We start from the raw sequence: 15,702 nt of genomic DNA, 5'->3' as shown, positions 1-15,702 counted from the left end.
CCTCCTTTTGTTTTTCATTATAACATTTCTCTAGAAAAGTCGCTTAGGTCAGACAAAGCAAGTCTATCTCTCCTGGCTCTTTTCTACCGCTGCTGTGACAAATGCCGTATAAAGACCTTCAGCTCGGTTCGGTCGGCTAGAAAGCTCTGGGTGGTATTGACAGGCCACGAAGAATTTATTTTCTGGGATTTCCACTATTTCGACCAAGCGATTGTCCGGTGAGACTCCAGAAAATACAAATCCAGCTGCCTCAAACTGCTCGCGGAAAGCATTGTTAAACTCATAACGATGACGGTGACGGCGCTGAACGACTTCTTGATAGTCGTAAGCCGCTGCTGCCTTAGAGCCAGGCTTAAGCTTAGAAGGATAGAGCCCCAGTCTCAGCGTTCCACCCAAGTCTTCGACATCAATCTGATCACGCATGAGGTCAATAATCGGATATGGTGTGTCTGGATTGAGCTCCGCTGAGTTGGCATCAGCCAATCCCAGGACGTGACGGGCGAATTCGACACAGGTTAGCTGCATACCCAAGCAAATGCCCAGCATAGGCACATCCTGCTCACGCGCATAGCGGATTACCTGAATCTTCCCTTCAGTTCCTCTCTGACCAAAGCCACCCGGAACGATAATCCCATCTGCACTTCCAAGAAGCTCTGCCGCGTTTTCGGCCGTTAGCTGATTCGCATCAATCCAGTTAATCTTAACTTCCGCATCATTGGCATAGCCGGCATGCTTGAGCGCTTCGACAACTGAAATATAGGCATCTGGCAACTCAACATACTTACCGACCAGAGCAATATGGACCTGCTTTTCCAGACTCATCACTTTCTCTACCATAGCTGACCACTCTGTCATATCCGCATCCGGCACATCCAGCTTCAGATGGTCACAGACGATTTGGTCCATCTTTTGGGCCTGCAAATTTAGAGGAATTTGGTAAAGATGCTCCACATCCAACGACTCAATGACCGCCTCCGGCGCCACATCACAGAATTGAGCCAGCTTATTTTTGATATTTTGCCCAGCTGGCTCTTCTGTACGGATGACCAGCATATTTGGCTGAATCCCCAGACCTCGCAGTTCTTTGACAGAATGCTGAGTCGGCTTGGTCTTCATTTCGCCAGCCGCCTTGAGATAGGGCAGGAGGGTCGTATGGATATACATAACATTGTCTGCTCCGACATCCGCCTTCATCTGGCGCAGAGCTTCTAAGAAAGGAAGAGACTCAATGTCGCCCACTGTACCTCCGACCTCGGTGATAATTACATCCGAGTCCGTCGTCCGTGCAGCCCGCTTGATCTTGTCCTTGAGAGCATCCGTAATATGCGGAATGACTTGGACCGTCGCCCCCAGATACTCTCCTTTACGCTCCTTGCGCAGGACTTCGCTATAGATTTTACCAGTGGTGACATTGGAGTATTTATTGAGATTAATGTCAATAAAACGCTCATAATGCCCCAGATCCAGATCCGTCTCGGCTCCATCATCTGTGACAAACACTTCCCCATGCTGGTAAGGGCTCATGGTACCAGGATCAATGTTGATATAAGGATCAAATTTCTGAATCGTAACCTTGAGACCGCGATTCTTCAAAAGCCGGCCCAAGCTAGCTGCCACAATCCCTTTCCCGATAGAAGAAACCACACCGCCGGTGACAAAAATATATTTAGTTGACATACGTGCTCCTTTTCATAAAACAATTCGTTCCAGCAGCATCGCAGTTGCTGGAAACTTATCTAGAGGAGGATTTTCCATAATTTGTCTGAAAAAGAAAAATAGCTCCCTGAACACAGGAAGCTCTGACCTCTAAAAGAGGTGCCCGAACAGTATGATATCGCAAATCTAAAAAATTGTCAAATGATTTCAGTCGGTTTTCATCCATTTTCACCAATACTAATGACATGTGTTTCAAATTCTACATCAGGCATGCACTCTGCTAAATCGTGACGGATTCGTTCCAAGGCTGCCAGACGCATTTCGACAGAGGTATTGGCATTCCCCTGAATGATGAAAATGGCAGCCTTGGTCTCCTCATCAAACTTATAATACTCGCTGTCACGTACATCCAGCCAAGCCAAAATGCCTTTGGCATCCCGATAGACATAGTCCGTCTTGGCAACATGCTTCTCCTTGGACAAAATAGGCAGAAAAACATCTTCCTTTTGGCTTACGGTGAATTCTATCTGACCTTCAATCTTATCAAAATCATGCCCTCCAATAGCCAGTAGGGAATGCAGGGCTTCAACGTTATAAATATCAATAATGCTATTAATATGAGGGAGCGAGCCTCGGTGCTGGATATTGCGAATCAGAGCAGGAACCGTCGGAGGATTTTTCTTGACACTGCGACCTACGCGCTGCAGTATCTCTATATAACCTTGAACCACCGGCGACTCAAGCACCTCATCCAAGTCGCAGGCTAAAGCCCAGTCTTCCATTTCCTTTTTCTTTTTTAGAAATGAGGAAGACAGTTCTGCATGAGGATTGACATTCTTGGCAATCCCGATAACGACACTTTTTATGCCTAGTTCACCCAGACTCTTATCAATGACAAATTTCATAGCAGCATACCTCCATCTTTTCTTTATTAAATTTTATTAGTATTCTACACCTTCAGAACTTATATTTCAAGGAATATTAAAAGAAACAAAGGATTGCGTCCCTTGCTTCTTTTGGTTGATTTATTCTTCCTCTTCGGTCTCCGTGTCTTCGTCAGAGTAGTCGTCATCTTCTTCGTTGAGTTCGACTTCTTCACCTAGATCATCTGGAGCAATTTCGTTGATTTCAGCATCATAAGCTTCCACTTCGTTCTTCTCATCGTCTGGATTTTCCTCATCGTATGAGAGAGCTGGATCTGCTTCGTAGCCGTCCTCATCTTCTGGATCGTCATCGCTGTAGTCAATGGCATCCTCGTCGCCATCCATAAAGGCATTGACGCGTTTCTTCTTGCGTTTCTTAGGTGCGTCGTCCTCATCAGTCTCTTCCAAAGCAATGATTTCTTCATCCACTTCGTCAATAGCATACCATGAACGCAGGCCCCATTTATTATCTCCCAGCGGAATAAAGCTGCCGTCTACATTGAGTTCTGTGTAGAATAAAGGCAGAGCATCACGAATCTCACTGTTTGATTTTTCCAGATAGTTTTGAATTTCATTGACCAAATCATTAAAATACATCTCATGGTCGCGTCCGCGGGCTTCCAAAATGGCACGCGCCACTTCAATCATAGAAAGCTCACTTTTTTCCTGTCCAGCAAATACTTCTAATTCCAAGGCTTTTCTCCTTTTTTGTCTTTCCTTACTATTTTACGCTAATTTCCAAAAATAGTCAAAGGGTTACCATTTATATTTTAAGTTAATTTTTTCAAATTCCTAAAAAAACGAACCTAAGCAAATCGACTACAGTATGGGCCGTTATGGCGCTGTAGAGCCCCTGTTTCCGAAGCAAAAAAGCAAAAGGCAAGCCGAAAACAAGACTAAGAATAAGGACACTTCCTATATCAAACTTTTCCAGACTAAAGTGAATCAGAGTATGAGGCAAGATCAGAATACCATAAACTAACAAATTCTCCACTTTTGAAAAAGTATCTTTTTTAGTCAGGTAAATGATAATAGCAAAGAAAAATAATCTAAAAGATACTTCTTCAAATACACCTGCGCGGAGAGCATCTAGGACAGCCTGAATAGGAAAAGAGCCTGGTAGACTGATAGGCTCTTGTGCCAAAGCGAGATTGAAAAACCCCAGCACAAAGCCCACAAGAAGCCCCAAAATCAAAGCAAGAGCTGCTTGTTTCGGACTATTGAGTCTTAAAAGGGTTCTGAATTTTTCCTTTTCCTTCAATAAAAGACTGCTAGCCAGATAAGTCAGGACAGTCAAAGCAGCAAAAATAGGATTCGAAAAAACCGCCAAAAATCCCAGAATAATAGCTGTTATCCAGTCCCTTTTTGAAAGTTTGTAGTAGCTCTTAGCAATTACAGCCAGGGCCATACCAGCTAATAAAAGGAGCCAAAAAAACGCTGCATTATGAAATAAAAGATTGACTATTAGCCAATAGAAAATAAAAAAGAGAAGAAGCAAGCTTAGCTTCAGATAAGATTTTTTACTGCTTTTCATGCTCGACCTCCTTCACGAGTTCTATGGACTAGCGACAGAGCAGGATTTCCTTTTAGCTATACTATTATTATAGCAGAATCAACTCTTGTTTTATAAAAAAAAGAGGCAAGAATCATATCTTGCCTCTTTCATCTTTATTTCACTTTTGCAGTACTTGTAATCACTTCAACAGCTTTCTTGATAGCAATGTCGTGTTTCAGCATGTCTTCTGACAGCAATTGACGAACACGTTCTACTTCCATGTTGTAGTCTGTAGCCAATGAAGTTACTTCTGCTTCGATTTCTTCTGCGCTAGCTTCAAAACCTTCTGCCTTAGCAACTGCTTCTACGACAAGGTTTGTCTTAGTGCGTGACTCAGCATCTGCTTCGTATTGTTTGTGTAGGTCTTCCTGAGTTGTACCAGTGATTTGGAAGTACATGTCAGGTGAGATTCCTTGGCGTTGCATATTGCCCAAGAATTCATTAACAGCGCGGTGTACTTCTTCGTGGACCATTTCTGCTGGCAAGTCAACGATTTCAGCGTTTGCTACTGCTTTATCAATAGCTGCTGCTTCTACCGCATCGTTATAAGCTGTTTCCTTAGCTTCTGACAATTCTTTGCGGTACTTTTCTTTCAGCTCGTCAAGTGTTTCCACTTCTTCGTCGATATCTTTTGCAAGTTCATCGTCCAATGCTGGAACTTCTTTTTCTTTAACTTCATGAATAGTTGTCACAAACTTAGCTTCCTTGCCTGCCAAGTCTTCTGCTTGGTAGTCTTCTGGGAAGGTTACGACAACGTCCACTGTTTCACCTGCACTGTGGCCAACCAACTGCTCTTCAAATCCTGGGATGAATTGACCGCTGCCCAGTCCAAGTGAGAAGTTGTCACCCTTGCCGCCGTCAAATTCAACGCCGTCAACAGAACCAACAAAGTCAATCACAACTGTATCACCGTCAGCTGCTGGACCTTCTTTGAGAACCAACTCAGCCAAGTTGTTACGCTCACGCTCAATGCGCTCATCTACTTCAGCGTCAGTCACTTCTTTGCTAGCTTCAACAGTTACTTCCAAGTCTTTGTAAGCACCCAGTTTAACTTCTGGCTTAGTGACTACTTCAGCTTTGATGACCCAGTCTTGACCTTTTTCCATAGACTCTACATCAAACTGAGGCTGAGCAACTACTTCAATACCCACTTCTTTGACAGCAGCTTCGTATGCTTCTGGAAGAAGAGCGTTCAAAGCATCTTGGTAGAGGGCTTCTTCACCAAAACGTTGGTTGAAGATAGCACGTGGAAGGCGACCTTTACGGAAACCTGGTACAGCAATATCTTTTTTTACTGAGTTAAATACACGGTCCAAGGCAGGCTTGATTTTCTCTTGACTGATGCTAAAAGTCAAAAGGCCGCGATTTGTTTCTTTGTTTTCAAATGATACAGACATTCTGTCATTTCTCCTTAAAATTTATTGAATACAACCCATTATAGCATAATTAGAGTTTTTTTCAAAATTATTTTTCCTTTTATCCCTTCCTGATTTTATCCTCTGTATAGGCCGCTCTAGCGCCGCCAATCAGCTTGGGACGGCTGGCTAAAGCTGTGACATGGGCAGCTCCCAATTCCTTGAGAATCGGTCGGATAGGAATCTGCACGTGCTTGACATGCATGCCGATAGCAGTATCTCCAATGTCCAGCCCCGCCTGAGCAACGATAAACTCCACCTCGACAGGATCCTTCATGTATTGGAAAGCTGCTAGCTGACCGCTGCCTCCAGCATGAAGAGTAGGCAGAACATTGACAATTTCCAAACCCTTCTTGTTTGCCAAGGCTCTTTCGACTACGAGGGCGCGATTGAGATGCTCACATCCCTGGACCGCTAAAAAGATACCTTTCTCTTCTAAGATATCCAGTATGGTTTTGACAATGATCTGTCCTACTTCCAGACTGGAACTCTGACCGATATGGCCTCCGACAACCTCACTAGAGGATAGACCCAGAACAAAAATATCTCCCTCGACCAAGGCAGCCTTGTCCAAAACATCTAGAACAATCTGACGAGTTTCTGCTCCAATCTTAGCTAAGTCCATGTCCCACCTCACTTATTTCACTGTGACTGTCTTTTTCAAACTCTCCGGGAAAGCTTTGTAAAGGGCAAAACCGACTGCTAAACCAAATGCATTCTGCATAAAATTGCCTAAGATTCCAGCCAGGCCTGCTCCGACACCATTCATGATACTGTCAAAGAGGGCGTAGCCACCGACCATAGCCACCGCGGCCAAAATCAGCCCCAAATATCGTTTCTTGCCCTCAAAGCCAGCAAAGAAACCCTGAAGTCCGTGGCAAATAAGGCTGAAAATCATCCACTGAGGATAGCCGGCAATCATATCAATCAAAAAGCCTGTCAGTCCTCCCACAATAGCAGCTTCCTTGCGCCCAAAGTAGAAAGCTGTAAAATAAATCCCTACATCCAACAATGTCAAAAAGCCTGTCGCCGTTGGGATTTTCACAAAATTCCCCAAAACCACAGACAGTGCTGTGATGAAAGCTAAGATAACTAATTTTTTAACTTGATTATTTCTCATACTGAACTACCCCATATTGATCTGAGCGCTGAATCGCTCTGTAAACAAAATCTTTAGACAATTGAACTGCTGCAAGCGGAGACTTACCCAGAAGCAGCTGACTGGCAATGCTGGAAGCAAATGTGCAGCCCGCTCCGGTATTGTTGCTGGCCAGCACTGGCGATTCCATGACCTCAAAATCTCGACCGTCATAGTAAACATCCACCGCCCGCTCCTTGCTTAAGCGATTGCCGCTCTTAACCACCACATGCTTGGCTCCCAAATCATAGAGCTCCTTGGCTGCAGCCTGCATATCCTCTAGAGTTTTGATTTCTTTTTGGGTCAATAGCTGAGCTTCTGCCAGATTTGGCGTGATGATGCTGACATAAGGGAAAAACTTGATGATTTCTTCTCTCAGCGCACTAACTTCCAAGTCATGATTTTCCTTGCAGACCAGAACAGGATCCAGCACTACTGGTATATCAGCATGCTGCTTGACAAAAGCCAAAGCCTGCTCTGCTATTTCCAGATTGGGTAAAAGTCCTATCTTAATAGCAGAAAAAGGAACAGCCTTGAGACTGGCTAACTGCTGGGTAAAAACCTCTTCCTCAACTGGGATGACCTCAAACCCCTTGTCAGTCATAGCCGTCAGGCAAGTCACAGCTACGAAACCATGCAGGCCATTGACCGTATAGGTAGCCAAATCAGCGTGCAGCCCACCGCCGCTGAAAATATCATTGCCCGAAAGGGCTAAAATCAACTTATTCTTCATAACGAATCTCCTTTAGATAAAGGCCGTTTGGACCGGCTGTTGGTCCTGCCAGATGGCGGTCTTTCTCCGCTAAAATCCTCTGAATCTGCTCCACCGGCATGCGCTTATTGCCAATCTTGAGCAGCGTCCCTACCATATTACGGATCTGCTTATAGAGAAAGCCATTACCCGAAAAAGTAAAGACCAGAAAATTCCGCTCTGCATCATAGCGAACTTTAGCCTCGGTAATAGTCCGAACCTTGTCTTCCACACTGGTCCCTGAAGCCGTAAAGCCTGTAAAATCATGCGTCCCCTCTAGCTGAGCAATCGCTTCTTCTATCAGACGCAGCTCCAAAGGATAAGGATAATGCGTAGCATAATGGCGCATCATAGGATTTTTGGGCCGGCCGATGTCCACCAAGAATTCATAGGTCTTGCTGTGCTTATTGTAGCGAGAATGAAAATCGTTCGACACCTGCTCCACACTAATAAAATCAATATCTTCCGGCGTCTGGGTATCCAAGGCAAAACGCAATTTCTCTTCATCCCGCTCTTCTGGTAAATCAAAATGCAGCACCTGGCCCAGAGCATGGACACCGCTGTCGGTCCGGCCCGCTCCATGAATCACCACAGGCTGGCCTTTATTGATACGGGTCAGGGTCTTTTCAATCTCTTCCTGAACACTTCTGGCATGAGGCTGTCGCTGAAAACCAGCAAAGTCATAACCATCATAGGAAATAATAGCTTTATAACGTGTCATGTGTTTATTTTAGCAGGAAAAAAAGCCCCCAGCAAGCCCTAAAAGCAGGAACTGTCTGGGGACAGATTTTTTTGAAAAATATCGTTTAAGAATCAGGTTTTTTTCTGTTCCGGCTTGCCATCATGCAACAAAATAACCCATCTGAATCAGACTGTCAGTGACGACACAAACAGAACAAATTCAAATGGGTTATTTATCGCATATTTCTAAAGGTCATTATTTGCAGTTACACGTGCAGCAAATCTAACACTTTTTCTTAGGAACCCCAAATGGAGTTTTCATCCATAAAGCTGTTGGTGTTCTTCAGCAATTGTGTAAAGACAGCATACTTGAAGTCCTTGGTTGCCCGTTCATCGACACGAGACTTCTTCAGATCCTTGTCAACAGCTTCTGCAAAGCCAGCTTTCAACTCTTCATAAGTCGTATAGACTTTTCCGTTGACAGTCACCGGCTTAATACCTGAGCTTTGTGCTTTATCCACAACTTTTCTGAAGTAAGCTTTCTTGAAGGCTTCCATGGTTTCAAATTCGCCTTCAGAAATTTGCTTGATGATAAAGTTATCGCTCAAACCAGTCACACCTTGCTCATTGGCTGTCTTACGGTGTTTATTGGAAGCATAGCTTACAAAGCCTTTTTCATAGCCATAGTAACCCCAGATTCTGAAGGTATTATGCTTGAACATCAAGGCGCCTGGCGCTCCAGTATTGTTTTGGCCGCCGCCATAGATACCCGTCATAAAGTCGATGGCAATGTAACTAGAGTCATAGTCAGCAGGATTATAGGTTCGATTGTCAACCGCACGGTTAGACAGCAAGCCTTGGTCAACCAAGTCATCTACAGATGAGACAGACATATTCGCTTTCTCCTCAGCCGTCAACTCTCTTACGACGTCGTATTGGGTTCGAGGATCCACAACTTTCGGTTCAACCTTCTTGAACCATTTGGCTGCTGCTTCATTTCCTTTATCTACAACCGCTTGGCCTTCAAGGTAATCCAGCAGCATGAGGGTATCATTATATCCCTTCATGTAATGGTCGATGTCTGCTCGGTTCTTGAAGAGACTTGGCGAGCTATTGAAAATGAGGCTGCCATTATTTGGACGATCAAAGGCCATATTGAGACCCAAAGCACCCCAGCCCGGCTGATCAGGAACAGGTGACTGGAGCATACCTTGGGCATACCCTTCTGGTCCGATACCTTGTCGTCTGCCGTGACCGCCCAGATAAATATCTCTGTCATTGACGTGGGTGAGTTCGTGAGTGAAGACGGACACACCATATTCCGTCAAGAGGTCAAAGGCCTCGAAGTTCACACGGATTGAACCAGCAGCATGGGCACCGTAGCCATTTGACTTGTACCAGCCACCAGCTCTGCCGCCAACTAGGTTAAAGAACTCGCGGGATGGTGCATAAGGATTGCCCTTATTATCATTTCCGTTGACATCAATCCAGCCACGCCCTTCTACATCGAAACCATCCCATACAGCCGTTACATTTTCCTTGACCATTCTTGGCTTGATATTATCTGAGAGCAGTTTGTACCAAGTGTCTACGTGATTTCGATGCTGGGTCGCTACTTCCTTGATGCGCGCATTAAATCGTTCATCAGACCATGACCGGCGCTTGTCTCTGTTGACAAAGGCCATGGTGCTATAGTTTGACAGAATGGCTAAGCGCGTATTCTTCAAGGTTAGCAGCGGAAGGATATAGTTGCTGAAATATTCAGAATTGAGGTTATCAAAGACGCGATACTTAGCAGACTTGATCTCCTCGACTTCTGACTGGCGTTCTTCAAACTGAATAAATCCTCGGGTTGCATCTTTGAACCAAGAATCCATATCCGCAAAGTCAGTCAAAAGACGACGGTTGTAATCCAAGTAAGCCACCAAATCACTAGACTTGGACTCAGCCTTCAACTGACGTGCAAACATATTGACATTGTCTGCCCCTTTCAGTTGATTTTCTGTCGAACGTCCAATCTTAATCAAGCGATCTAGCAATGGTACTTTTTCACCATAGAAGTCTGGTTTGAAGAGCACCAGCTCCTTGAGGTTGTAGTTACCAAACTTGAGATCGTAATAACGGTTGAGGTAGGTCAGACCGAGCATGATAGCGGTCTTATTCTCTTCGATTTTAGCTTTCAGAGCTTCATTGGCTGCTGGATTATCAGCATGGAATCTTGTCCATTCATTAGCAAGGATTTTACTAATCATATCCTGCAAGTTGGCTTTCACCTCAGCCAGAGATTCATCCAAGAAGAGGCGCTTGACTTTGTTGACCCTGTCATTATCATTTGGAAGACCAACAGATTGATAGACTTCATCACTGTACAGCTCAAAACTCTTCAAGCTCTCAGTCAGCTGGGTCAGCAAGTCTTCTTTGACAGCCGTTGAGTGATTTGGAGTATAGACCGTACCAAGCTCTGCGATTTGATATTCTGGCAGAGTCGTCTGTTCAAATCGTGCTTGATTTTGAAGATTGTAGATGATCTTGCTTCCGTCTGCAAAATGGACTAATATCTTATCTGCATCCGTTCCGCCAGCAACAAACTGGTTGCCCTTCAGCGCTTGAACTGATAGAACTTTCTTAGTCAACAGATCGCCCGCCTTACCAGCGTCCACCAGCTTATTGGCCTCATGAATCAAGAACTCTTGATTGTAGAAAGGCATAAAGCGCTCGAAGTTCTGATAAAGCTGTTCATTTTCTACTTTGTAACCTTGCTTATCTTGATAAGTACTTGTTCTTAGGATAGAAGCGTTTAACTTTTCAGATGTGACTTCATTTGCGCTGCTTTGGTCAAGGGCGGTAATCTGATAGCTCTTGACTTTTTGCTCCGCTTCAGCTTCTGTCAAGCGACGGAACTTGGCATCTTTTCCTGTCTTGGTTCCAGAGCTTTGTCCCTGAACACCAAAGAGATTTTGGAGTTTTTGCCCCATCCAAGCATCCGTAATCTCATTATCTGAGCTAAAGAGCTCTTTACCGTTCACTACTGTGGCATAGCTGACGGTGTCATTGATAGTTCCATACGGCCAAATGGAAGCAGCGATACCAGCTGAATTTCTTGAGCCTGCATCCTCTAACTTACCTTTGGCAACTGATTGCATCAATCTGCCCCAATTACCCCAGCCTGAACCTGAATAGTCCGTGAAGTTTTGAGCGACCAGCATACCTGCATTTTGACCACTCTTGACCCAAATATCGGCTTCGACATACGCGCGTTTAACCAAGGACATAGCGTTACTTCCTGCGATACCGCCTGTCACAGAGTTTCCACCCTTGGACTTAATACGGCCCTTAAAGGAAACATTTTCAACGCGAGATTGGCCTTCTATATTGTTAACAAGACCAGCAATATGGTCTCTTCCTTCCAAGTATCCTTGGACATTGACGTTTTCGATTACTCCTTTATTCTTCAAGCGAGCAGCAATTGTGGCAATTGTATCGCCCGCTTGCGAATCTGGATAAACCATATTGACCCGCTTAAAGTCAATATCCTTGACCGTTCCGCCAGTAATCGTATCAAATAGAGGATGTGCCAAGTCTAAAATCGCATGGCGCTCACCATTTTGCCCACCAATCAGCTGGCCTTTGAACTCACCTTGCAGGTAAGACTTGCTGTTGGCAGGTTTGTCAATCAGCTTGGCACTGATACTGCGGCCCAGAATAAAGGTTCCAGAAGGATTTTCCTTGATGCCGTCCAAGAGGTCTTGGAAGTCATAGTAGACATTTCCTTCACGCTTCTTAGCCTTTTCCAGATAGAAATCAAAGCTGTTTTGAAGACCGGTTACGCTTCTTTGCAGCAAGTCTGGCAGCTGAGCCTGAATCTTAAAGACAGGCTGGTTATCAACGACCACTTCCTCGATAGAAGTAACCGGCAGGACAGTATCCTTGAACTGGTCGGATGTAAAGTGCAGGTAATATTGATCCAGATTGGCTGGCTTTTCAGCCAGAGTAGGCATCAATTTTGTCTGGCCATTTTCAACCTTCATCAAGGAGACATTAGTAATGGATTTGAGTTCCACCTTCTTCAGGTTAAGCTGGAATGTCTCTTGAGCTAATTCCTGACTTTCAGGGCCATTTCCTAAGTCATAGGACAGAGTCGTCTCAATCTTATACAGTGTATAGTAGTCCAAACCACTGAAATTAGCAGTCAGCTGGCCTGCCGCCAAGTTCTGCTCAGCTATCAACTGGCCATCTTTCTTCAGACGAACATGAGCACTAGTAAAGGCTTGGTCCCTATCCGTCAGTTGGTATTGAATTTGCGCAGATTTCTGCAATTCATCCTTATTAACTGCAGATACTGTCAGACTCGGCGCTACTTTAAGGGCCAATAAGTCTGCCAAAGCCTGCTTGAGTTGGTTGACACCCGCATCTACTTCATCTTGACTCGACGAAGTTTGATAAACCGTCGCAGCCATATTCTTAATTGCCTGCAGCTGCTGATAGGATTGATTGGTGTAAACTGCTGGATCCACAGCTGCTGCTAAAGCTAGCTGCTTGCTCAATTCTTCTTTATTGATGCGAGCCTTGCTACCTCGAGTGACTACTGTATCAACCGCTTCGTGCAAGATTCTTTCGGTTGTTTGCGGCTCCGAGATCCGATTACCGTCCAAGACTTCATAGCTGGTTACAATTTCTTTTTGACCTGGATTTCCTTCGACAGTGGTCTCTTCATCAAGATACTTGCTATCATCTGTCTTGTGAACAACTTGAGGCTCAATCGTTTCTAGCTTGATGTCTGTATGCAGACTAGGTTGTTCTGGTTGAACTGTCGATTCGCCATTAACCCCACCTGTGTATTCTGGGAGGGCGGGCTGGACCGGAGCTATGTCTCCTGCCGTGCCTACTGGAGCATCATAGACTGGAAGTTCTTCTTGAACTGCTGATTCGCCGTTGACACCGCCCGTGTACTCTGGTAGAGCGGGCTCTACCGGTGCTGTATCGCTAACTACACTTATCGGAGCCGTGTAGACCGGATTTTCTGCTTGAACTACTGACTCGCCATTAATGCCGCCAGTGTATTCTGGCAAAGCAGGTTCAATCGGGGCTGTGTCGCCTACCGTGCCTACTGGTTCCGTGTAGACTGGATTGTCTGCTTGAACTAACGATTCACCGTTCACAGCACCGCTGTACTCTGGCAAGGCTGGCTCTTGTAAACTTTCCCCTTTCGCCGTTTCTATAGGTGGATTTGACGGCTGAGGAGCTGGACTAGGATTTGGAGCTGGAGTCGGAGTCGGAGTAGGAAGCTTCCCTATCTGTCCAGAGTCGCTTTCATCAGGATTCAGCTGATACAGCGACCCTGCTTGAGCAGCTCGATCAATAGAGTCAGAGTCCTCTTTTGAAGCTTCGGATAATTCTGCTTGTCCTCGAGCTTCTTGACCAGCTGGCAGGGAGGCCGGCTTGCTTCCTGTCAAAGCCCGCAAATCAGAAGCGGTAAAGTAACCGATATAGCTATAGCCTGCAATGGTCACATCCGCTTCAGAAACTGTTGACGAAACCGCAACTTGACGGTTATAGGAAAGCAGTTCCCGATTTTCTAGCGCAAACGCTTGAGGAGACTGTAATAGAGTCTGTCCCAAGCTTCCTAGCAAAAGCACTCCTAGTAATTTGCCAGATTTCTTTCGTGAAAATACCAAGACAGCCAAAATAGCCGTTCCCGCAAATAGGCTGAGAAGCGGCTGAACATTATGTCCTGTATTTGGCAAGACGGCTTGCTTATCCTTCCTACGATAAATCAGGTAATAGTTTTCCCCTGTTTGCAGATTTTCAGGCAGACCTTTCTTTATCAGACCTTTTTCCTGCTCTGTTAGCTCTTGCTCTTCAACATAAGTATAGTGAGCAGTCGCACCGCCTCCTACTTCATCTGCAGCAACAGTCGAGCTGGACAAAAAGCTCCCAAAAATCAGAGCTGCAATGGCAACTGAGCCCACGCCGACAGACAATTTGCGAATCGAATATTTCTGAATTCGCTCCTGCACTTTTTCAAAACGTTTCACTTTATAAATCCCCTTTTTCCTAAAATGTATAAAGCTAATCTCCCAATATCTCCCTGGCCAACTCCCTAGCAGGCTAAAAAGATACTTTTTATACACTTAGTATTATCATATATCTTTTAGGAAATTTTTACAATAGATTTTGCTTAAAAAAATCATTTATTTTTGTAAAAAGGAGATTGAAAATTCGCTTCACCTTTTCTAGCGAATTTCTTTCCATGAAAAAGGGTTTTGAAGGAGCGATCTTCCTCAGCTAAATTCCGCTGTTTTCTTTGCGAAAGCATAAAAAGAGCAGCTCTACACCGCTCCTTTTTATATAATTACAAATCTTCCAAGGCATCTTTCATTTTGTCGAAGAAGCCTTTTTTCTTAGGATTGACCGAGATATTGCCTGCTTCCGCAAATTCTTTGAGGGCCGCTTTTTGACGGTCGTTGAGGCCGGTCGGAGTCACAACATTGACAGTAACATACTGGTCACCCATGCTTCCACCTCGCAGACTCGGTGCTCCCTTACCACGCAGACGGAAACGCTTTCCAGTCTGTGTTCCTTCTGGAATATTCAGCTCAACATCCCCGTGAACAGTTGGAATATCAACGCTGTCACCAAGAGCTGCTTGGACAAAGTTGAGATTGAGCTTGTAGTAAATGGTAGAGCCATCTCGCTCAAACTTGTCACTCGGCTCAACTTGGACCACGACATAAAGGTCACCATAAGGACCGCCATTAAAGCCTGCTTCACCTTGACCAGACAGACGAACCTGCTGACCAGTTTCCACACCAGCAGGGATTTTCACCTTGACGCTGTGGGCCTGCTTTTCATGACCCGTTCCGTGACAGGTTTCACACGGACTTTTGATTTCTTTTCCTCGGCCGTGACAGACATCACAGGTCACTTGCCGGCGCATCATGCCAAGCGGTGTCTGGGTATCGACATTAATGACACCTGAGCCATGACAGCGGCCACAGGTAACAGGACTAGTCCCTGGCTTGGCACCAGACCCAGCACAGGTATGACAAGTCGCTTCACGGTTATACTTGATTTCCTTCTCAGCCCCGAAAATGGCTTCTTCAAAGCGGAGATTCACACGATACTGAAGATCGTCCCCTTGGCGCGGAGCATTAGGATTACGCGAAGCACCGCCACCAAAGAAGCTAGAGAAGATGTCTTCAAAGCCGCCAAAGCCGGAGCCATCAAAACCACCGAAGCCGCCTGCACCGCCGCCAAAGCCACCATTAGCTCCCGCTGCACCGTATTGATCATAGGCCGCCCGTTTTTGCTCGTCGCTCAGCGTTTCATAAGCCTCTTGGACTTCTTTATATTTGTCCTCCGCCCCAGCTTCCTTATTAATGTCGGGATGATACTTTTTAGATAATTTCCGATAGGCTCTCTTGATCTCATCCTGAGAAGCATTCTTAGAGACACCTAGACGGTCATAAAATTCTGTATTGTTCATGTAAGATACCAAGACCGTAAAATTCGACTGAAAAATAGGAAATCAGGCGACGGAGCGATGCTCCTAGGCTGATTTCTCTTTTTTCCGAGAATTTAGG

At 45.2% G+C, this 15,702-nt stretch carries 11 protein-coding genes; all 11 read right to left on the bottom strand.

The annotated features are described in order from the left end of the window. Window positions 1-63 precede the first annotated feature (63 nt). On the bottom strand, window positions 64-1,677 hold the full coding sequence (locus tag ELZ47_RS01915) for a CTP synthase (RefSeq protein ID WP_126435108.1): 1,614 nt from the start codon (window positions 1,675-1,677) through the stop codon (window positions 64-66). 197 nt (window positions 1,678-1,874) lie between these two features. Beyond that, window positions 1,875-2,561, bottom strand: a complete 687-nt coding sequence (locus tag ELZ47_RS01910) for a B3/4 domain-containing protein (RefSeq protein ID WP_126435107.1) — start codon at window positions 2,559-2,561, stop codon at window positions 1,875-1,877. Between the two features lie 120 nt (window positions 2,562-2,681). Then, a complete protein-coding gene (gene rpoE, locus ELZ47_RS01905; RefSeq protein WP_002898937.1) occupies window positions 2,682-3,272 on the bottom strand; it encodes a DNA-directed RNA polymerase subunit delta in 591 nt (196 codons plus the stop codon). A gap of 91 nt (window positions 3,273-3,363) precedes the next feature. Then, complete coding sequence (locus tag ELZ47_RS01900) at window positions 3,364-4,113, bottom strand: CPBP family glutamic-type intramembrane protease (protein ID WP_125331886.1); 750 nt, start codon at window positions 4,111-4,113, stop codon at window positions 3,364-3,366. A gap of 134 nt (window positions 4,114-4,247) precedes the next feature. Next, entirely contained in the window at window positions 4,248-5,531 is a 1,284-nt protein-coding gene (gene tig, locus ELZ47_RS01895; RefSeq protein ID WP_125331888.1) for a trigger factor, read from the bottom strand. 79 nt (window positions 5,532-5,610) lie between these two features. Beyond that, a complete protein-coding gene (locus ELZ47_RS01890; protein WP_125331890.1) occupies window positions 5,611-6,174 on the bottom strand; it encodes a TIGR01440 family protein in 564 nt (187 codons plus the stop codon). A gap of 12 nt (window positions 6,175-6,186) precedes the next feature. Beyond that, entirely contained in the window at window positions 6,187-6,669 is a 483-nt protein-coding gene (locus tag ELZ47_RS01885) for an ECF transporter S component (RefSeq protein ID WP_125331892.1), read from the bottom strand. After that, window positions 6,659-7,420 (bottom strand): bifunctional hydroxymethylpyrimidine kinase/phosphomethylpyrimidine kinase, encoded by a 762-nt coding sequence (locus ELZ47_RS01880; RefSeq protein ID WP_125331894.1) that lies wholly within the window; start codon window positions 7,418-7,420, stop codon window positions 6,659-6,661. Before ELZ47_RS01880 ends, ELZ47_RS01885 begins: the two co-directional genes overlap by 11 nt. After that, a complete protein-coding gene (truA, locus tag ELZ47_RS01875) occupies window positions 7,410-8,159 on the bottom strand; it encodes a tRNA pseudouridine(38-40) synthase TruA (protein ID WP_125331897.1) in 750 nt (249 codons plus the stop codon). Before truA ends, ELZ47_RS01880 begins: the two co-directional genes overlap by 11 nt. A gap of 256 nt (window positions 8,160-8,415) precedes the next feature. Further along, a complete protein-coding gene (locus ELZ47_RS01870; RefSeq protein ID WP_126435106.1) occupies window positions 8,416-14,154 on the bottom strand; it encodes an SIALI-17 repeat-containing surface protein in 5,739 nt (1,912 codons plus the stop codon). Window positions 14,155-14,471: 317 nt separating this feature from the next. Then, window positions 14,472-15,605, bottom strand: coding sequence for a molecular chaperone DnaJ (dnaJ, locus tag ELZ47_RS01865; RefSeq protein ID WP_002911727.1), 1,134 nt, complete (start codon window positions 15,603-15,605; stop codon window positions 14,472-14,474). Window positions 15,606-15,702 lie beyond the last annotated feature (97 nt).

This window comes from Streptococcus sanguinis, from assembly GCF_900635155.1.
Taxonomy (GTDB): Bacteria; Bacillota; Bacilli; order Lactobacillales; family Streptococcaceae; genus Streptococcus; species Streptococcus sanguinis_G.
Note: the sequence above shows the minus strand (reverse complement) of the source record. Positions and strands in the feature narration are given on the sequence as shown.

What these genes read in the sequence shown, in the direction of transcription:
- ELZ47_RS01915 (WP_126435108.1), bottom strand. Translation starts at nt 1,677, where the DNA reads ATGTCAACTAAATATATTTTTGTCACCGGCGGTGTGGTTTCTTCTATC.
- ELZ47_RS01910 (WP_126435107.1), bottom strand. Translation starts at nt 2,561, where the DNA reads ATGAAATTTGTCATTGATAAGAGTCTGGGTGAACTAGGCATAAAAAGT.
- ELZ47_RS01900 (WP_125331886.1), bottom strand. Translation starts at nt 4,113, where the DNA reads ATGAAAAGCAGTAAAAAATCTTATCTGAAGCTAAGCTTGCTTCTTCTC.
- tig (WP_125331888.1), bottom strand. Translation starts at nt 5,531, where the DNA reads ATGTCTGTATCATTTGAAAACAAAGAAACAAATCGCGGCCTTTTGACT.
- ELZ47_RS01890 (WP_125331890.1), bottom strand. Translation starts at nt 6,174, where the DNA reads ATGGACTTAGCTAAGATTGGAGCAGAAACTCGTCAGATTGTTCTAGAT.
- ELZ47_RS01885 (WP_125331892.1), bottom strand. Translation starts at nt 6,669, where the DNA reads ATGAGAAATAATCAAGTTAAAAAATTAGTTATCTTAGCTTTCATCACA.
- ELZ47_RS01880 (WP_125331894.1), bottom strand. Translation starts at nt 7,420, where the DNA reads ATGAAGAATAAGTTGATTTTAGCCCTTTCGGGCAATGATATTTTCAGC.
- truA (WP_125331897.1), bottom strand. Translation starts at nt 8,159, where the DNA reads ATGACACGTTATAAAGCTATTATTTCCTATGATGGTTATGACTTTGCT.
- dnaJ (WP_002911727.1), bottom strand. Translation starts at nt 15,605, where the DNA reads ATGAACAATACAGAATTTTATGACCGTCTAGGTGTCTCTAAGAATGCT.